Annotated in this window: 11 protein-coding genes; 5 read left to right on the top strand and 6 right to left on the bottom strand. The window is 64.1% G+C overall.

Features of this window, described 5'->3' with window-relative positions; all coding sequences use genetic code 11:
- Window positions 1-29 precede the first annotated feature (29 nt).
- A complete protein-coding gene (locus tag FXB40_RS21325) occupies window positions 30-1,076 on the bottom strand; it encodes a fatty acid desaturase (RefSeq protein WP_148774338.1) in 1,047 nt (348 codons plus the stop codon).
- 815 nt (window positions 1,077-1,891) lie between these two features.
- Window positions 1,892-2,197 carry a GlsB/YeaQ/YmgE family stress response membrane protein gene (locus tag FXB40_RS21315; RefSeq protein WP_187437063.1) on the bottom strand — a complete coding sequence of 102 codons (306 nt, stop codon included), beginning with the start codon at window positions 2,195-2,197 and terminating at the stop codon, window positions 1,892-1,894.
- A 391-nt stretch (window positions 2,198-2,588) separates the two neighbouring features.
- Between FXB40_RS21315 and FXB40_RS21310 the strand changes: the two genes are divergently transcribed.
- Together FXB40_RS21310 and FXB40_RS21305 are read left to right on the top strand one after the other, a co-directional pair.
- Entirely contained in the window at window positions 2,589-3,269 is a 681-nt protein-coding gene (locus FXB40_RS21310) for a Crp/Fnr family transcriptional regulator (protein ID WP_148774137.1), read from the top strand.
- Between the two features lie 212 nt (window positions 3,270-3,481).
- Window positions 3,482-3,664 (top strand): hypothetical protein, encoded by a 183-nt coding sequence (locus FXB40_RS21305; RefSeq protein WP_246207792.1) that lies wholly within the window; start codon window positions 3,482-3,484, stop codon window positions 3,662-3,664.
- 10 nt (window positions 3,665-3,674) lie between these two features.
- Here the strand turns inward: FXB40_RS21305 and FXB40_RS21300 are convergent, their stop codons facing one another.
- Window positions 3,675-4,013, bottom strand: a complete 339-nt coding sequence (locus tag FXB40_RS21300; RefSeq protein ID WP_148774135.1) for a hypothetical protein — start codon at window positions 4,011-4,013, stop codon at window positions 3,675-3,677.
- 642 nt (window positions 4,014-4,655) lie between these two features.
- A complete protein-coding gene (locus tag FXB40_RS21295; RefSeq protein WP_148774134.1) occupies window positions 4,656-6,092 on the bottom strand; it encodes an oligosaccharide flippase family protein in 1,437 nt (478 codons plus the stop codon).
- 273 nt (window positions 6,093-6,365) lie between these two features.
- On the opposite strand from FXB40_RS21295, the gene FXB40_RS21290 reads away from it, so the two are divergent.
- A complete protein-coding gene (locus FXB40_RS21290) occupies window positions 6,366-7,454 on the top strand; it encodes a glycosyltransferase (protein ID WP_148774133.1) in 1,089 nt (362 codons plus the stop codon).
- A gap of 100 nt (window positions 7,455-7,554) precedes the next feature.
- A complete protein-coding gene (locus tag FXB40_RS21285; RefSeq protein WP_148774132.1) occupies window positions 7,555-8,622 on the top strand; it encodes an endo-1,4-beta-xylanase in 1,068 nt (355 codons plus the stop codon).
- Between the two features lie 18 nt (window positions 8,623-8,640).
- On the opposite strand, the gene FXB40_RS21280 is transcribed toward FXB40_RS21285, so the two are convergent.
- Window positions 8,641-9,432 (bottom strand): protein-L-isoaspartate O-methyltransferase family protein, encoded by a 792-nt coding sequence (locus tag FXB40_RS21280; RefSeq protein WP_148774131.1) that lies wholly within the window; start codon window positions 9,430-9,432, stop codon window positions 8,641-8,643.
- Complete coding sequence (locus tag FXB40_RS21275; protein WP_148774130.1) at window positions 9,429-12,893, bottom strand: ATP-binding protein; 3,465 nt, start codon at window positions 12,891-12,893, stop codon at window positions 9,429-9,431. The genes FXB40_RS21280 and FXB40_RS21275 overlap by 4 nt, the downstream gene beginning before the upstream one ends.
- A 135-nt stretch (window positions 12,894-13,028) precedes the next feature.
- Here FXB40_RS21275 and FXB40_RS21270 point away from each other — a divergent pair, with 135 nt between their 5' ends.
- On the top strand, window positions 13,029-19,466 hold the full coding sequence (locus FXB40_RS21270; protein ID WP_148774129.1) for a non-ribosomal peptide synthetase: 6,438 nt from the start codon (window positions 13,029-13,031) through the stop codon (window positions 19,464-19,466).
- Window positions 19,467-19,495 lie beyond the last annotated feature (29 nt).

Below are 19,495 nucleotides of genomic sequence, written 5' to 3'. Positions count from 1 at the left end.
CCTCGTACGGCCATGCCGGTGGGCGCGAGCTACAGGTTACAAAAGTCCGCGGTCGCGGGCAGATCGGGCGTGGACCGAGCTCGTACGTCTGCAAAGGAGACAAGCTGCAAGCGCTCCTCATCCCACAAAACCAGCGGCACAGACCGCAGACTCCGGAGCAGAGTTATTCGTCCGACGCCAGCGAGCCGCGGATGATCCCGCAACACATCCGGCAGTCGATAGCAGGGAATTCTGCTGCTTAGATGATGGATGTGGTGGATGCCGATATTGGCCGTGAACCATCGCAGGACAACCGGCAAATGGTAGTGGGAGCTGCCAAGCAGCGCAGCTTCGTGAAAACTCCAGTCTCCGTCGTGGGACCAGTAGGTGTCCTCGAATTGATGCTGGACGTAGAACAGCCAGACACCAATCGACGCCGCCAAAACCGTGATCGGCAGATGCACAAGCAGGAATGGCCGATAGCCGACCAGCCAGATCACCGCGGCGACGAGAGCCGCGATGGCAGCATTTGTGCCCATTGTACTCAGCCAGGGCTTCCAGCCATCACGCATCATCCCGACCGGCAATCGATGCTTCAAGACGAACAAATACGTGGGACCTACGCCAAACATCACCATGGGATGCCGATAGAGACGATAGAGTATCCGACGCCATCGCGACTGCGCGAGAAACTCCCGCACGGTCAACGTATCGATGTCGCCCAGGCCCCTGTGATCGAGATTGCCGGAGTTCGCATGATGGCGTGCATGGTTATATCGCCAATAATCGTACGGCGTCAGGGTCACGACACCGATGGCCCGGCCGACCCAATCGTTCGCAATGCGGCTGCGAAAGAACGAGCCGTGTCCGCAATCGTGCTGGATCATGAAGAGGCGCACGAGCAAGCCCGCCGCGGGTACCTCAAGCAGCAGGCCCAGCCAATAGCCGTGGTCAAGAGCATTTTGGATCAAAGCCCAGATGACCAGGAACGGCACTGCTGTGATCACCAGCTCGAAAGCACCGCGCGCGCTATCGGCTTCGCGATAGCGCGCGAGCAATTGCGGCAACGCGCGGATCTCCGCCAACCTTTGGCTCATATCTGGTTTGCTTCCGAACATGCCCACACAAGCAGGCACGGTTCTCTCGTAAGCACGCCTTCGGCAGCGGCTCTGAGGTCGCACCCCGCAGACTCTCATATTGATCCGTATGCGGATGCTTTGCTGAGCAATATTGCACAGTCGAAGATTCAACGATCACTTCCGAACTTCCCGGACCGCAGGGCACACCCTGATTGCTGGCTGCCTGTCGTCAGGGTTCGGGTCGGATACGTCCTGACCTGCAGGCAATTTTCCTGATTATGTGCAATATTGAACAGTGGCCGGCACGGCAGCGCGGCATGCTCACTCCATCGCAGCCGGCGAATCGGCTGGCCGCGGCGGCGGCTTCGGGTAAAGCATACCCCGCAATATTGGCAGGAGCTTCAGATGTCCGAGGTCTACGCTCGTCCTGAACCGTCGCTGATTCCGATACCCCGGCCACTCTGCCCGACGTGCCAACGCCGCATGATGCTGGTCCGCATCGGATCAAGTTGCATCGGCCCAGACTTGCGAATCTTCGAATGCCCCAATTGCGGTCAGGTCTGCGGACGACCGGCTGAAGATCCGGTGACATCGGCCAAGTAGCGGAATCGAAACGCGTAAGGAAGCGGCCCCGGCACGGGGGTGCGAACCAGGGCCGCCATTCATCGAATATGATGAGTGGGCATCATACCCGGTCGCCATCATCAAGCGACCCCGGCTACGTTCGTTCCAGGCAGAGTCTCACAAATGGCCGTGACACGAGACACGGTGGATAGTCCGCTCAGTCACGCCCTTTGTCGTTGCGCGCCCAAGCTCTAGTCTCCCAATCGCGCTTACCAGCGTTTCCGCCAAACGCCGCCCCAGCTTCCGCCCCATCGGCTCCGTCCGCGGACGAGCCCGATGATCAGGAGCAGCAACATTGCGCCGATCGCGGCGTCAACGATCTGCGAAACGATCCCAGAGCCGAGATGGAATCCAAGTTGCGGAAATATCCAGCTCGCAACGAAAGCTCCCGCTATTCCGACGACGAGATCGCCGACCAGACCCAAGCCCGTACCCATGACGATCTGCCCCGCCAGCCAGCCAGCCGCGACGCCCACAACCAATATGACGAGAAGGCTCTCACCGGATATGTTCATATTCACGTCCTCACCAACGAACAGCGGAACTTCCGCCACCGTCCAGAATAGACCTGAGCGACGGCGCATGATGTGCAAAACCGCTCAGATGCCGGTCGTTTGAGCGGCGCATGGCTCGCCCCGATTGCGGTCCATTCCTCCGACAAAGCTGAGCAATTCTGCTCAACGGAGACGCGACCTCACTGATAGAATCGGTGACGGCGCCCACAATCTGAAACGACGAACCGGATCGCAGAGCTTGATGCCGCACTCATAAAGGACCGGCATGGGACGATCGCACGGCATTGGGCAGAGGGGTGCCGCATTGCAAACCGGCCGCAAGATTTGGCTAACCAACCAGGTGCCGGCCCTGCTAAACTGAGGTGATCCTGCAGAAGGCTTTCACGACTTCATGCCAAAAGCGTCGAAAAGCAAATTTGATCCAAAAGTCTTTCTCGCCAAGGTCGGCGACGGCAAGGCCATATTGAAATTCGACAAGAGCCAAATCGTGTTTTCGCAGGGCGACGCCGCAGATACCGTCTTCTATATCCAGAAGGGGAAGATCAAGGTTCTCGTCGTCTCCGAGCAGGGCAAGGAAGCAGTGGTTGGAATCATGGAGCCCGGACAATTTTTCGGCGAAGGTTGCCTGAACGGACATCCCTTGCGAATTTCGACAACGGTCGCGATGGAGCAATGTGTGATCACCTCCATCGCGAAATCCGCGATGCTTGCGGCACTCAAGAGCGAACCGAGGTTTTCCGAATTGTTCATGAGCTACCTTCTCGGTCGAAACAGCCGGATCGAAGAAGACCTGATCGACCAGCTATTCAATTCCAGCGAGAAGCGTCTTGCGCGTCTCCTGCTGCTCCTGGCAAATTTTGGAAAGGATGGCGTCCCTCAGCCGATCGCAGTGCAGATCAGCCAAGAGACGCTCGCCGAGATGATCGGGACAACCCGCTCCCGGGTCAGCTTCTTCATGAACAAGTTTCGCAAGCTCGGCTTCATTAGCTACAACGGCAAGATCGAGGTTCACAACTCCCTCCTGAACGCGGTCTTGTACGACAAGCCTGAGATCGTGAGGAACGACGACTGAGGCATTCGGGCGCAGGGATCGAAACGGCTCGAGCGCATTGCGGAACATCGAGCGCGCTGTCCGGTTGCCAACGGCGCGGTCAGTTTCGTGAGGAATTCACGACGCGATGCGGAGATAGCGGCCTCGGAAACGGTGACATCCATTCTGTAACGATGTGAAGGCACTCAATGAAAAAACCAATCATGCCAGCAGACGAGATTGAGCCGAGAATCGTGCAAAGGGCTGACGTGGCGCCGACCGACGGCTTCTCGCTGGTGGTCGACGGTCACTTCAAAACGCATTACGACAACGAAAATGCGGCTCAGGAAGCCGGCGCCGAGCTGCTGGACAGGTTTCCCATGTTGCAGGTCCTGATCTACGACGCTGCGACCAGGACAAGATCTCCTCTGCACTGACGCTCCGCGATCAATCTCTCTTACGACGATCGGACGGGGTGTCGGAGACCATCCGGCGGAGACGTATCGCTTGCGCAAAGCTGGGCGACGGCTGCCGTATCGGGACGGCACGCTTCTCCGGCTTGTCAGGTTCCTGACGCTCTCGAACGGAAAGCAGCTGCTCGCTGTCGCGATCCAGACGCTTGTCCGAGCCGGACGCATCGAGCAGATGGCCGACCAATTCGCCCGAGAGACGATAGATGTTGTTTCCCTTGAGATCGTAGACTTTCCTGCCGGCAAGGTCGAAGATTGCCGTTCCCGTCTGCAATCCAGCGCGGACACCCTTGTTGTTGATGATGTACCCGCTCAAGACACATCTCGCATCAAGAGCTCTTTGGTGGTGCGCGGGTCGTCATCCATCTCATTGCGACCGGGACTTTCACTTCCTCTTCGGCCAGACGCTCCAAGAGCCATTGCCGTCGGACGTCATCTTTGGCCAGATCGAGCTGCCTTCTGACGATTGTCAGGTTTTGACCATGGACGAATTCTTCCAGGTCCTCCATTGGAGCCCTGTCTCAGGTCGGTCGCCTCAAATCATGACTGGCGAGCCAGAGAACCGCACCCGATTTCATCGGATCGGTTTCGACTGTGGCAGTGCGGATATGATGGCAGCAGGCGCAGTCGAACGTTCCGATGTCAAACGCAGATGAGCCGGGGATTCTGACCAAGCTCATGTGTGCGCCGCATTTGGGGCAGCGCGGATGCTGGACTGGCGCAGGTGACCGACCGGATGAGTGAGAATATTGCAACTGCATGCGATGCACCCTGATCACAGGCGGGAGCATTACCGCGCTCTCAGTCACCGATAGATACCGATAAAGGACGGTGATGAGGGGAGCATGCGCCTCCAGGTCCGAAGTTGCTGGTCAGTATTGCTCACTGGAACAGATTCCCCGGTTTTTCCGCCTGCCGCCAGCCGGATGTTCCGGGCGGAATGAGGTGGGAACCGCCTCTAAACGCCCAGCGCCTTGCGGTTGAACGTCCGCAGGAAGCGCAGCGACAGCGTCCGCACGTTCGCGACGTTCAACAGCCACGCGGCAGCGACATAGGCGAGGCCGCCCGCAATGCTCACGATGATCAGCGCCACAAACCCGGTGCCGTTGACTTGCGACCGCGCGACAAGGATGGCGCCCGCCATCGCCGCCGCCGATGCGGCAACGCCGGCGAGCCGGTTGACGTCGAACGGCACGGGATGGGCACGGTGCATCAGCACGACGGCGACGACGAAGCCGATCACCTCGGTCGCGAGCGTCGCCAGCGCCGCACCGTAGATGCCATAGCCCGCGACCAGCGCGAACATCAGCGCCACGCTCACGACCAGCGTGAGGAACGACTGCGCCGCCAACATGAAGGGCCGCTCGGCGAGCTGAAAGCTGATCTGCACGTAGAACTGATTGGCGATGCCGAAGAAGCGGGCGAGCACCAGCGTCGGCAGCAGCGCCGACACGCCAGCGCGGAAATCGACACCGACAAGCGTGCCGGCGACCTGATCCGCCGCAAGCGCAAGCCAGACCGCGACGGGCGCTACGACGACGAGCAGCAGTTCGAGGCTCTCGGTCAGCCGCTCCCGCGTCGTCTCGTTGTTCTTCTCCGACAGCGAGCGGAACACCAGCGGCACGGTGGCTGCGGCAACGCTGCCGGCGATCATGACCATGAACTGACGCGGCAGGTCGGCGGCGACGCCGAAAATGCCGGCGGCATCCTTGCCGAGCAGCCAGGCGACCATGAGCCGATCGCTGGTCGAGTAGAGCGCGACGGAAAGGCCTGCCAGCGTCAGCGGCAGGCCATAGCGCGCGAGTTGCGTGAACTGGCTGCGTGAAAAGCGCGCAATCCTGGTCCGATCGCCGACGAGATTGAGAACGATGCCGGTGAGCGAGCCCAGGCCGAACGCCGCGAGCAGGCCCATGCCGCCCCAGCCGAGCCAGATCCCAAGCAGGCCGAAGCCGACGCTCGACACGCTGCGCACGATCGAGATCGCCGCGAAGCGATAGGGGCGCAGCTTGGCGCGCTCGAACTCCTGGCCGACATCGACCGCATTCGACATGATCGCGACGAACATGCTGGCGAGCACCAGCTCGACACTGACGTCGCTGCGGAACAGGAACACCAGCGGGGTCGCGGCGCACATGGCCACGACCGTCAGCGCGAAGGCGACCATCGCCGTGCCGCGAAAATCGACATCCGACGACATCGCCTGGTAGCGAGACACCGACAGCTTGATCCAGACGAAGAAGATCGCCCCCAGAATGCCGGCAATGCTGGTGCCGACGACATAGACGCCATACTCCGCCGGCGTCAGCAGCCGCGTGTAGGCGGTGACCGCGAAGAAGCCCACCGCCGCAGGCAGGATATGGGCGACGAGATAGATGGAGAAGTGGCGATTCAGCATGCGTGTACGGGACCGGCGGCCTTGAAATCGAACGGCCGTTAATCAGTTGGACCTTGGCTTGACGTTCAAGGCTTGGCGATCGGACTGCGCCGCAGCATCTCCCAACATAATCATTTAAGTCTGCAGATCGGCCGCCGAATGGGGCGGGCCCACCGGTTTCGCGCGTTAGCGTTAAATTTGCCCTGTCCTTGAACGGGTCGCCGCGATCACCGAAAAGAAACCATGATTTCAAGACGTCGCCCGACCTTCGGTTAATGCGTGGACGTAACTGACATGGACGTTGCCGAGCGAATACAGGCAAACCCGGCATCCCTGCCCCATGGCGGGACCGATGCGCCCCTGGTCCCGGCGGCCCCTGCGGACGGGGGCAAGCGGATGACGCTCAATTTGTTCTTCGAGGAGCGTGACGACCGCTGGTTTCCAGGCGATCGCCACGTCCGGCCGCTGGTGCGGCGGATGCTGCTCGGCAAATCCTGGATCAGCGGCCAGCGCCGCGTGTTCCTCAATCTCTGCGCCGGACTCGATCGGGTCGACGTCCCTTACCGCGTCAACGATTACGGCTACATCCGCAAGCACCCGGAGGAGCTCGCCTGCATCATCGGGCGCCCGTTCGTGCTCGACCGCTTCGCATGGAAGAACCCGCTCCTGCTCGGCGTCGTCATGTACAACCATCCGATTGAAGTGCCCGAGCGTCTCCAGGACCTGCACGAGAAGACCATCCTGGTGCCCTGCAACTGGTATGCGGAGATGTGCCGGCCATACTGGCCGCATGTCGAGGTCTGGCCGGTCGGCATCGAAACCGATTTGTGGACGCCAACGCCGGCCGAGCAGAAGAGCGTCGACGTGCTGCTCTACGACAAGGTGCGCTGGGAGCACGAGCGCTATGCGAGCGAGCTGATCGAACCGATCCGCCGCCATCTCGAAGCGAGCGGCCGCTCGGTCGAAGTGATCCGCTACGGCCATTACAAGGAAAACGACTACAAGGCGGCGCTGGCGCGCTGCCGCAGCATGGTGTTCCTCTGCGAGCACGAGAGCCAGGGCATCGCCTGCCAGCAGGCGCTGTCCAGCGGCGTGCCCGTGTTCGCGTGGAATCGCGGCGGGCCGTGGCAGGATCCGGAGTATTTTCCCGATAGGGTGAAATACGAAGGCGGCGTGTCCTCGGTGCCCTATTTCGACGCACGTTGCGGCCGCACGTTCATCGACGCGAACGGCTTCATCTCCGGCTGGAGCGACTTCTGGTCGCAAGTCAGCGCGGGCGACTTCGTACCTCGCGATTATGTGATGGACAATCTCACGCTCGAAAAGGGCGCGCTTCACTATTACGGGATCGCTGAAGCGGTGATGCAGCGTCAGGCGCGCTGACACAGCCGTTCGCGAAAGTTAACCCAACAACAGGAAACCGCGGCGTCGCAAGGCGCCGCTTGGTACATTGGCGCGTTGGTTCCGAAAGGACGGCCGCCACGTGATGAAGCTCGACAGACGCGAATTTCTCCTCGGCAGCGCCGCAACGCTCGCAGCGGGCGCATCGGCGTCAGCACTGCCGGCGTCGAAACTTGCGCAGCGCCGTCCGGGCTTTGGCGCCGCCGCCACGCTCTGGGACCTGCAGGCCGAGCCGCGGCTCGGCGAGGCCATCAGCACCTACTGCACCCAGGTGGTGCCGGTGCTCGAATTGAAGTGGCCGATGCTGCGGCCGGACGCGCACACCTTCGCCTTCGAGCGCGCCGACGCCATCTATGATTTCGCAGAAAAGAACGACCTGACCATGCGCGGACACGCGCTCGCCTGGTATCACGACATTCCGGACTGGACCAAGCAGATCAAGGATTCGAAAGGCGTCGAGCGCGCCTATGTCGATCACATCAACACCGTCGTGTCCTATTACAAGGACAAGCTGACCTCGTGGGACGTCGTCAACGAGCCTATCCCTGACAATCCCAAAGGCGTCACCGACCGACGCGACACGTTCTGGACGCAGCATCTCGGCGACCGCTGGATTCCGCTCGCCTTCCGCACTGCGGCCGCGGCCGATCCGTACGTCAAGCTCGCGATCAACGAATACGATATCGAGTCGGCGAAGGACTCGTTCATCGCCAAGCGCGCCGCCTACCGCAACCTCATCATGAGTCTGCTCGACCAGGGCGTGCCGCTGCACGCGGTCGGACTGCAATCGCATCTGCATGCCGAGCTCGAGATCGACACCCACGGGCTCGCGGAATTCGTCACCGAGCTCCGCGCGTGGGGCCTCGAAGTCTACGTCACCGAGCTCGACGTCGACGATCAGAAGTTGACGGGAAGTCCGGCGGAGCGCGATGCCATCGTCGCCAAGCGCGTCGACGACCTGCTGACGGCGATTGCGACCAGCGGGCCGGTGCGCTCGATCCTGACCTGGGGCATTTCCGATCGTTACAGCTGGATCAACGGCACCTTCGCCCGCAAGGACAAACAGCCGAACCGGCCGCTGCCGCTCGACGGCGAGTTCAAGCCGAAGCCGTTCATGGACGTGATCAGCAGGTTCACGAAGGACGCGTGAGGGCTGAGCCGGCGAGCCCTAATCCGACGGCAGCCCCTGCGCGATGCCGCGGAAGCGCAGCGGCGCGAGCGACGACGCCCGCTGCCACCAATCGGCGACACGGTCGTCGAGCGCCGTCACCCCGCGGCCCCGGCCGGGGAAGATCCGGATCTGCTGCACAGCCTCGGCCTCGAACCCCTTGCCCTTGCGCGTGATCTTGAGGGCGGCACCTTCGCGGTCCAGCTGCGTCAATGGCACCAGCAGCCGCCCGCGCGGGCGAAGCGACTCGAGCCAGAGCGGATGCGGATGCGAGAATCCGGCGTGCACGATGATGACGTCAGCCGGCTCGCTGACATCCAGGCAACCATCGCCGTTGATAATTTCGACATTCCGATAGGCGCGAAGATAGGCCGCGGCACGCACCGCGAGCCGCTCGTCGCATTCGATCGCCTGCACCCTGCCCTTTGGACCGACGATCTCCGACAGGATCGCCGAGAAATAGCCAAGCCCGCAACCGATCTGGACCACGCGGTCCTTCTCCCCGACGCCGAGCAGATCGATGAAATGCGCCCACAGGCTCGGCAATCCGGTGTCGAGCTTGCGGCGTGCGTCGATCGCAACCAGCACATTGTCGTAGAGATGGACCGGGTCGGCGTCGGGCGTCAGACGATAGCCGCGCGCCGCCTCGTTCTTGATACGCCAGGGCCCCTTCGCCAGAAAATTTTCGCGCGGCACCGCCGCGAGCGCTGCAAGCAGGCGCGACGAGGAGAGGCGTTCCCGCTTCGCAATCAACTCGACATAGCGCGCACGCGCGGCGGACAGATCGCTCATTTCACCGGATAGACCTGCGGACGAGCCGGTGTGTCGCCACCGATCTCATGCAGCAGCTGCATGGCCTGCTTCAGGTCCGGCGTCAAAAATCCCTCGTTGAACTTGCCGATGATCGGCACGAGCAAAAGACTTGCATGTTCACGTTTGCCGGTTTCGTGCGACAGCCTTGCGAGGCTGACGGCAGTTCTGAGCTCCCAGGACAGCGCTCCCTGCTTGCGCGCCGTCTCCAGCGACAGGCCGAACAGATCCTCCGCCTCCTGCACCGAGGCCGGATTGCCGTCCGACAAGGTGATCTCGCCCTGCAGGCGATAGACTTCGGCGAGGTAGGAGTGATCGCCGGTCCGTCTTGCGGTCGCGAGCGCACCGTCCAGCGCGCGCAAGGCGGCATCACGCATGCCGACCTTGGCATAGGCCTCCGCGAGCAGGCAGCGGAACCAGCAGCCGGCGAGCCAGGAATCCATCGCCTCGTATTCGTCGAGGCCGAACCGCATCTGGCTGATGCCTTCGTCGGCCTCACCGAGCTGCGCCAGCGCCCAGCCGCGCAGGATCGCCGCCTGCTGCTTCCAGTGCAGGAAATTGTGCTCGGTGGCGATGATCATGGCGCGGTTGGCGTGGTCGCGCGTGCCCTCGATATCGCGCAGGTGCTGGCAGAGATAGGCGCCGAACACCAACGCGAAGGCGAGCGAGAAAGGATGACGGATCTTCTCCGCATGCAGGATCGCCTGCTCGCTGTGCTGCCGCGCCGCGTCGGGCTGGCCGAGGAACCAGAGGAGATAGCCGAGATAGGACAGCGAGACGACGCCGGGATCGGTGCCGTGCCGCTCCATCAGGTCGGAGTGCAGATCGGGGCTGTAGAGATTGATGCAGCGGTGCAGATGATGCTGCGCGGCGGCGAAGCGCCCGCGATAGAGCATGGTCATCGCGATCGAGCGGTGCGCCTCGATCAGATAGCCGGTCTGCTGCGCAGGCTGCGCCTGCTCGTTCAGCCGCTCGCGCTTGGCGAATTTCAGCAGCTCGACGCTGAGATCATGCGCGCGGGTGAGATCGGCGCGGATGAAATGGCAGACCCAGAGCCCGCGCGTCGCGGCAAATGCCTTTTCGTCGTCGTCGAGCTGCTGGCCCAGTTCGAGGGCGCGGATGTAGTTCTCTTCGACCTCCTGCACGGCATAGCCCTTGGCGGCGATCAGCGCGTTGCCGAGCGCGATCCTCAGCTCGAGCTCCATCTCGTCGGCGCCCTGCATGCGGGCATTGGCCTGCACGACGCTCAAGCCCCGGCGCAGATGGCCGATCGCCTCGAGATTGGCGCCGCTCTTGGCCGCCTGCTTGCCGGCCTTAAGCCAGAAGCTCGCCGCGCCCTCGCTTTGGCCGGATTCGGTGAGATGGTGGGCGAGCAGCTCCGGCTCGCGCTCGGTCTTCTCCGGATACATCTCGGCAAGCACCTGGGCGATGCTGGCATGCAGCTTGCGCCGCTCGCTGTGCAACAGGCTGGCATGCGCCGCGTTCTGGATCATCACGTGCTTGAAGGAGTAGAGCGCGTCGGGCGGATGGCCGCGCCGCATGATCAGGCCCGCCTCCTCCAGATGCGTCAGCGCCGCCTCGATCTGCTCCGCCGGCGTATTGGCGACCGCGTGCAGGGTCTCGTAGGAGAACTCGCGGCCGATCGTGGCGCCGATCTGCGCGATCCGCTTGAACGGCCCCATCCGGTCCAGACGCGCCATCAGCGAGTCCGTCAGCGTCGCCGGGATCGCCAGTTGCCGCCACGGGCCCGACAGCACGTACCGTCCGTGCCGCTCGGTCAGGAGGTTGGATTCGAGAACCGTCTTGGTCAGCTCTTCCAGAAACAGCGGCACGCCGTCGGTCTTGACGATGATCTCCTCGACGACCTCCTTGGGTAGCTCGCGCCCCGCGACGCGCTCGACCAGCATGGTGCGCAACGGCCGGCTGAGCCGGTTCAGCACCAGTGTGGTGATATGTGAATGTGCGTTCCAGCTCGGCTGGAATTCGGTGCGCGCGGTGATGATGGCAAGGATCGGCCGGTTCTGCACCCGTTCGACCAGAAGATCGACCACCTCGCGGGAGGTCGGATCGATCCAGTGCAGATCCTCAAAGGCCATCACCAGCGACATCTCGCGCGAGAGGCCCAGGAAGTGGTTGACCAGCGCCGCGACCGTCGCGTCCTTCTGCTGCTGCGGCGACAAATCGAGCGGCGGATAGCGCTCCCCCGTCGGGATCGACAACAGCGCGGCAAATAGTGGCGCCACCTGCTCGATATCGCCTTGGGCGGCGGCAATCGCATTCTCCAGGCTGGTCAGCGACAGCGCGGACGTGTCTTCGCGGTCGAGACCGAGGGAGAATTTGAGCTGCTCGGAGAACGGATAGAACGCGGTGGAGGTGTAGTAGGGCGAGCATTGGAACGAAACCTGTCCGTGCCGGTCGCCTGCGATCCGCTCGAAGATTTCCTGGATGATGCGCGACTTGCCGATGCCGGGCTCGCCGAACTTGACGACGACCTGGCCGTCGCCCTCCTTGACCTGCTGCCAGCGCCCCATCAGCAGCGCGATTTCCTCCTCGCGGTTGACGAGCGGGGTCAGCCGCGTGCCCATGGCAGCCGCAAAGCGGGTCTCCACGCGCGTGGCGCGAACCACGTGCCAGGCCTGGGCCTTGTCAGAGATGCCCTTCAGCGCATGGGCGCCGAGATTGCGATAATCGAACTTCCCCTTCAGTAGCGACTGCGTCGAGGCGGAGATCACCACGCCGTTGGGGGGTGCCAGTGCTTGCAGGCGCGCGGCCAGATTGACGGTCTCGCCGACCGCGGAATCGCGCTCTTCGGTGCCCTGGCCGACGAGGTCGCCAACCACGACGAGGCCGGTCGCGATCCCGATGCGGACGGCGGGCGCATGGCTCAGCGCGCCGCGCGGCTCGATCGCCCGCGCCGTCGAGAGCACCCGCACGATCTCGAGCCCGGCGCGCACCGAGCGCTCGGCGTCGTCCTCATGCGCAGTCGGGTAGCCGAAATAAACCAGAATGCCGTCGCCGACGAAGCGGGCGGCAAAGCCCTCGTAATGCTTCACCACGCGCACGCAGGTCTCGCGGAAGCTCGCGATCATATCGCGCACGTCTTCCGGATCGAACTGGGCAGAAAGCGCAGTGGAATCGACCATGTCGCAGAACATGGTGGTGAGCTGACGCCGCTCGGCGCCGACCTCGGTGCGGGTCGGCGGGTGCGCCGGCGCGACCGGCACTTCCGCCGTCTCGGCCTGGAATAGCGCGGCCATCGCCCGCTGCAGCCGCTTGCGATCGCCGAGCGGCAATCCGAGCTCGGCAAGATCAGCCTCGGTCAGGTCTCCCACGACGTCGAGATCGAGGCGGTGCTGCGCGAACAGGTCGGTGTAGTGACCAAGACCGACGCCTTCGAGCCAGCGCTTCAACCCGACTTCAGTCCCCGGCTCTTTCTCCAGCATGGTGATCCCGCCCGACACTCCCCCCGCCGAAAGGCTTAAGGTCCCTCAACCACAGATTTTGGGGCCAAAACTTCACCTCAGACTGGACGCGTTCCCTAACTCTTGGGAAGAATAGCCCAATCAGATCAAAAGGGAATGGCGTTGTCGGAGATTGCATCCGGGGCGAGAGAGGGATCGGCAGGCGCGGGCGCCGAAACCAAGACGTTTGCCGATATCGGCGGCCTTCTCGCCTTCCACGCGCACACGATGCCGGCGGCGCCCGCCCTGCTCGGCCCCGGCCGGCCGCCGCTGACCTATGGCGCGCTCGGCGCCAGGATGGCGCATCTCATCCAAACGCTGCGCGGGCTTGGCATTGCACCTAGCGACCGGATTGCCGTTGCGCTGCCGCGCGGGGCCGACAGCGCGCTGGCTCTCATCGCGGTCGCATCAAGCTGTGCCTGCGTCCCCGTCAACCCGGACCTGACGGCGGATGAACTGCAACGCTATTTCAGCGAATTGAAGCTGACAGCGCTGATCACCCGGGCCGACATGAACTCACCAAGTCGTGACGTCGCCAGGACGCTCGGTATCGCGGTGATCGACTTCGTGCCGGGGCCGGATACGGACCTCGGCGGCTGTGAATTCATCGGCCCGACGGTCGGTCCGGCGAACACGAGCGGCGCCGCGAGTGCCGAGGATGATGCCTTCATCCTGCTGACGTCGGGCACGGCGGCGCGGCCGAAAATGGTGCCGCTGACGCATCGCAATGTGTGCCTCTCCGCGCAAAATGCCGGCCGGGTGCTGTCGCTCAGATCGCAGGATCGCCTGTTGAATGCCCTGCCGTTGTTTCACGCCCATGGTTTGATCTCCGGACTGCTCACGGCACTGGCCGCCGGCTCCAGCGTGATCGTGACCGGCGGTTTCGACGCACCGTCCTTCTTCGGCTGGATGCGGGATCTGCAGCCGACCTGGTACACGGCGGTGCCGACCATTCATCGCGCGCTGCTGACGGCCGCGGAAGCCAACCCGGAGCGCGCCCGCGCGTCATCGCTGCGCGTGATCCGCTCGGCCTCGTCCTCGCTTGCGCCCGCGATCCTGAATGGACTGGAGACGATGTTCGGCGTGCCCGTGCTGGAAACCTACGGCATGACGGAAGCGGCCTCGCAGATAGCCGCCAATCCGTTCGAGCTTCGCAAGATCGGGGCGGTCGGCCGCGCCGCAGGCCCTGAGATCGCCATCATGGACGAGACCGGCCGCGCGCTTGCAAGCGGCGAGCGTGGCGAAATCATGCTGCGCGGGCCGAACATGAGCCGCGGCTATTATAATGACGAGGCGGCGACGCAGGCCGCATTTCGCGACGGCTGGTTCCGGACCGGCGATCTCGGCTATCTCGATGCCGACAGCTATTTGTTCATCGTCGGTCGCATCAAGGACGTCATCAACCGCGGCGGCCAGAAGGTGTCGCCGCTGGAGGTGGAAGAGGTGCTGTTGGCGCACCCCGCGGTGCTCGAAGCCGGCGTCTTCGCCATTCCCCACGAAAAACTCGGCGAGAACGTCGCCGCCGTCGTGGTGCTGCGGGAAAATTCCGAGGCGACCTCCGACCAGTTGCGCCAGTTCGCGCACAAACGTCTCGCCGCCTACAAGGTGCCAAGCCTGATCCGCAGTGTGGCGGCCCTGCCGAAGGGCGCCAGCGGCAAGGTCAAGCGCAACGCGCTGGCCGAGCTGATTTCGGCGTCGGATGACGACGACGAGACGCAGCTGCCGCGCAACGTGCTGGAGACCGAGATCGCGGAGATCTGGGCCAACCTTCTGGAGCTTCCGAGAATAGGCGTCGATCAGGACGTCTTTGCGCTCGGCGCGGACTCGCTTGCGGTCACGCAGATGCGCTCGCGCCTGCGCGAGCGTTTCAACGTCGATTTCTCGTTCGAGGACATCTTTGATTGCGCCACGGTCGGCGCTCTCGCGGCCCGGCTCGAGACCACAGCCCATCGCGATCCGACACTGCCGGCATGGCGCCCGGAGGCTTCCGAAGGGGACGCGACGCTGTCGTTCCAGCAGCAGCGGATGTATGTGCTCTCGCGGCTCGATCCGACGCGCTACAATTATAACGTGGTCGAAGTCGCGCTGCTCAAGGGGCAGGTCGATATCGCTGCGCTACAGGCGAGCCTCGCTACGATCTGCGCCGGCCACGAGGTGCTGCGTTCGGTCTTCGTCGAACGCGAGGGCGAGCCTGTGCAGCGTGTGCTTCAGGCATCGCCGCGGTTCGAGCGGATCAAGCTAAGAGCCTGCCCTTCACACCGGCAGGCAGCAGTCGTCCGGCGCGAGGCGCTCAAGCTGGCGCAATATCCGTTCGATCTCGCCCGCGAGCCGCCGCTGAAGGTCACGCTGCTCTCGTTCGACAAATCCAGCCATGCGCTGGTGGTCAACGTCCATCACCTCGTCACTGACGGATGGTCGCAGCGGCTGTTCTGGGAGGCGCTTGCCGTCGAATATTCCGCCGCACGCAAGGGGAGCACGACGATGTTGCCCTCGCCCGGCTTCCAATATCGCGACTTTGCGCGCTGGCAGCAGAGCTGGGCGCAGACACCGGCAGCCAAGGAGCAGCTCGGTTACTGGCGCGAGCAGCTCGACGGCGTCACCACACTACCGCTGCGGACCGACCGGTCACGGCCGGAAGTCTGGAGCGGTCACGGCGCCCGTCACTATTTCGAATTCTCAAAGACCCTTTCGGCGGACATGCGCGCGCTGAGCCAGGACCAGGGCGTGACACTGTTCATGGCGCTGCTCGCGGTGTTCCAGTGCCTGCTGTTCCGCCATACCGGGCATGAGGATGTCGCGACGGGCTCGCTGATCGCGAACCGCAACCAGATCGAGAGTGAGCGGCTGATCGGACTGTTTGCCAATACGCTGATCCTGCGCAACGATTTCGGCGGCGACCCGACTTTCGGCGAGCTGCTGCGCCGGGTGCGCCAGGTCACGCTCGATGCCTATCGCAACCAGGACCTTCCGATCGAGGAAGTCCTGCGCGCGTTGCAGATCGCGCGAAGGAGCGACGGCAATCCGCTGTTCCGGATCATGTTCATCCTCCAGAACGCATCGATCGAGGCCGCGCACTTCCCCGGCCTGTCGGCGCGCCGGCTGGAGATCGACCCAGAAGTCGCGCGCTTCGACATTACGCTCGAGCTGGTCGAGGCCGAGGGCCGCTTCACCGGCTTCTTCGAATACGCCACCGATCTGTTCGACGCAGGTACGGTCGAGGGCATGGCGGATCAGTTCAAGACCCTGCTCAAGGCGGTCATCGCCAATCCCGAGCAGCGCATCTCGCGTCTGCCGCTGCTTACCGACGCCGAACGCCAGATGCTGCCGACGAAAGGCCGGCCGGCCCATTTCACCACGCGCGGCAATCTCTGCGAATGCTTCGAGCGGCAGGCGAAGAAGACGCCGAACGCCGTGGCGATCTCCGACGGACATCTGTCCCTGAGCTATCGCGAACTGGCACGCCGCAGCCAGGCGATCGCGCGCTGGCTCACGCGCGAAGGCGTTGGCGCCGAGAGCGTCGTCGCCTTGTTAGCGGAGCGTGGGCCCGACCTGCTCGCCGCAATGATTGCGGTTCAGCGCGTGGGCGCGGCTTTCCTGAACCTCGATCCCGAGCAGCCACCGGCGAGGCTCGCAACCATCCTCGGATCAAGCTGCGCAGGCGTGCTGCTGACGGGGCGCGCGCAGTCCGCCATGGTCGACGCGCTGCTCGAGCCGCTGGTCGCGCGCATCCAGGTCGCCGAGCTCGATGACGCAATCGCGCTGGAATCGACCAAGCCGGCCCGCGCAGCACGGCGCGCAAGCGCGAGCCTTGCCTATCTCATCTATACGTCCGGCTCTTCCGGCGCGCCAAAGGGCGTCATGATCGAGCAGCGCGGGTTGTCGAACCATCTGGCGTCGCTGATCGCCGAGCTCGGCCTCACGGCCAGAGACGTGATCGCGCAGACCGCACCGCAGAGCTTTGTGATCTCGGTCTGGCAGTTCCTCGCCGGTCCCATGGTCGGCGCGCGCGTCCATGTCTGCGGCAATTCGGTCGTGCAGGACCCGATGCTGCTGGCGCGGGAGATCGACCGCGAGGGCATCACCGTGCTCGAGATCGTCCCCTCGCTGCTACGCGTCATCCTCGAACGCCTCGACGAGGCGCCGATGCTGCGCGCCTTTGCGAAGCTGCGGCTGCTGATCTCGACCGGCGAGCCGCTGCCGGTCGAGCTCTGCCGCGCCTGGTTCGCCCGCTGCCCGAAGGTGCCGCTGATCAACGCCTATGGCGCCTCGGAATGTTCTGACGACGTCTCCCTGCACCGGCTGACGAGGGCGCCGGACACGACGACGACCAATGTCCCGGTCGGAGCGCCGCTACCCAACACCCAGCTCTATGTGCTCGATCCAAATCTGGAGCCGCAGCCGATCGGCGTGGTCGGCGAGCTCTGCATCGGCGGCGCCGGCGTCGGCCGCGGCTATGTCAACGATCCCGCCCAGAGCCGGCAGCGCTTCATCCCCGATCCGTTCGCGCGCCGGCAAGGCGCGCGGCTGTACCGCACCGGCGACCTCGCCCGCCGCCGCGCCGACGGGACGATCGAATGCCTCGGCCGCGCCGACCTTCAGGTCAAGGTCCGCGGCTATCGCATCGAGCTCAAGGAAATCGAGGCTGCGCTTGCCGACCACGCAAGCGTCCGCGCCGGCATCGTCGAGCCGCGCCGCGACGCCAATGGCGATGTCAGGCTGATCGCCCACGTCGTTGCCAAGGCAAGCAGCCAGATCAGCGCCAGCGAATTGCGCGACTTCCTCAAGAGCCGGCTGCCTGTTCATGCGATCCCGTCGGCCTTCCTGTTCCTGGATCAGGTCCCGCTCAATGCCCATGGCAAGCTCGATCGCTCCGCGCTGCTGGCGCCGGCGCAACAGGAGACCGCCGGGACGGAGGCCGCCGTGCCGGCCCGCCGCTTCACCGAAAAGGTGCTGTCCGACATCTGGATCGATCTGCTGAAGGTCGAGAGCCTCGGCGTCACCGATAATTTCTTCGACCTCGGCGGCCATTCGCTGCTGGCGGGCCAGGCGATGGCGCGCGTGGCCCGTGCGCTCGGGGTCTCGCTGCCGATCAAGACCATTTTTGAGGCGCCGACGATCGAAGAACTCGCCCGGCGGGTTGACGAGGCCGTGGCCGCGAAACCGCAAAAGCCCGCGGCCGGCGTGCCACGCCTGGCCGACAGCGGACCGCCCACACTGTCGATCGCGCAGGACCAGATGATGCGAATCGAGCAGAACCTGCCCGATCTGCCGCTGTTCAACCTGCCCTTCGCTTTCCACCTCGAAGGCCCGATTGATCCGCGCATGCTGGCGCAGGCTATCGATGACATTGTGCGCCGCCACGAATCGCTGCGGACGGCGTTCGGCTGGAATGGCGAGGAGCCAGTCAGCCGCATCATCGCGCCCGCCGCGCTCGGTCCGGTCCTGACCGTCGAGACCATCGGCGACGGGCGGCCCCACAACAACAAACGGCGCAAGGCGCTCGAACTGAAGAAGATCGAGCTCCTGATCGCGCAGGAGACCTATACCCCGGTCGACGCCGCCCGGGCGCCGCTGCTACGGGCGCGGCTGCTGCGGCTGCACGCCGAGGATCACATCCTGCTGCTGACATTGCATCATGCCATCGCCGATGGCTGGTCGATCGGCGTACTGTTCGAGGAATTGTCCAACCGCTACGCCGCGCTGGCGGGCCATCCGTCGGCGCCTCTGCCAAAGATGCCGCTCGCGTTCTCCGACGTCGCACGCTGGCAGCGCTGGTGGTGCGGCACCGAGGCGGCCCGCCGCCAGGCCGCCGACTGGACCGAGACTTTGCGCGGTTCAGCTCCCCTGTTTGACGGCGAAGCGCGGCCGGGCGCGTCGACCGGCCATCATCCGCTCGGCCTGGAGCGCGACCTGGTCGCCCGGCTCACGGCCTATGCGCGACAGCACAACGCCACGCTGTTCATGTGCCTGCTCACGGGCCTCAAGGCTCTGCTGCTGGCGCGGACCGGACGCACGGACATCTCGGTCGCGACCGCCATGGCCAATCGCGGCCAGCCGGACACCGAGGGGATCGTGGGTCCGTTCGAGAACACGGTGATCGTCCGCAGCCGAATCACGCCGGATCTGTCGTTCACGCAGGCCTTGGGCCGCGTGCGCCAAAGCGTGCTCGAGGCGCATGCCCGGCAGGAGCTGCCGTTCAACATCCTGGCCGACCATCTGGAGCAGGAGGGCATCGATCCGGCTTCGCTGCTCCAGGTCTATTTCACTCTGCAAAATCCGCTGCGCCAGCCGCTCGAGCTGCCCAATGTCGCGGTGCGATCGATCGGAAACGTCGCGCGCGAGGGCCAACCGGTGCTGCCGGTCGACCAGACCTGGCTGTCGCTGATGCTCAAGGAGCGCCCGAGCGGGATCACAGGTTCGTGCAACTACAAGGGCGAGCTGCTCGACGGCGCCATGGTCGGCGCGTGGATGGAGGATCTCGCCGCGCTGCTGGGAGCCGCCATTACGCAGCCCAATACGCCGCTCGATCGGCTGCTCGCCCGCAGGGCGGCATGACCCGCTGTACAAGCCGGGCGAATAGGAGT

Origin of the sequence: Bradyrhizobium rifense (assembly GCF_008123425.1) — a bacterium.
Lineage (GTDB): Bacteria > Pseudomonadota > Alphaproteobacteria > Rhizobiales > Xanthobacteraceae > Bradyrhizobium > Bradyrhizobium rifense.
Note: the sequence above shows the minus strand (reverse complement) of the source record. Positions and strands in the feature narration are given on the sequence as shown.

Excerpts from the sequence above, each read along its gene's own strand:
- FXB40_RS21275 (WP_148774130.1), bottom strand. The coding sequence starts at position 12,893 with ATGCTGGAGAAAGAGCCGGGGACTGAAGTCGGGTTGAAGCGCTGGCTC.
- FXB40_RS21325 (WP_148774338.1), bottom strand. The coding sequence starts at position 1,076 with ATGAGCCAAAGGTTGGCGGAGATCCGCGCGTTGCCGCAATTGCTCGCG.
- FXB40_RS21310 (WP_148774137.1), top strand. The coding sequence starts at position 2,589 with ATGCCAAAAGCGTCGAAAAGCAAATTTGATCCAAAAGTCTTTCTCGCC.
- FXB40_RS21270 (WP_148774129.1), top strand. The coding sequence starts at position 13,029 with ATGGCGTTGTCGGAGATTGCATCCGGGGCGAGAGAGGGATCGGCAGGC.
- FXB40_RS21315 (WP_187437063.1), bottom strand. The coding sequence starts at position 2,197 with ATGAACATATCCGGTGAGAGCCTTCTCGTCATATTGGTTGTGGGCGTC.
- FXB40_RS21280 (WP_148774131.1), bottom strand. The coding sequence starts at position 9,432 with ATGAGCGATCTGTCCGCCGCGCGTGCGCGCTATGTCGAGTTGATTGCG.
- FXB40_RS21290 (WP_148774133.1), top strand. The coding sequence starts at position 6,366 with ATGGACGTTGCCGAGCGAATACAGGCAAACCCGGCATCCCTGCCCCAT.
- FXB40_RS21295 (WP_148774134.1), bottom strand. The coding sequence starts at position 6,092 with ATGCTGAATCGCCACTTCTCCATCTATCTCGTCGCCCATATCCTGCCT.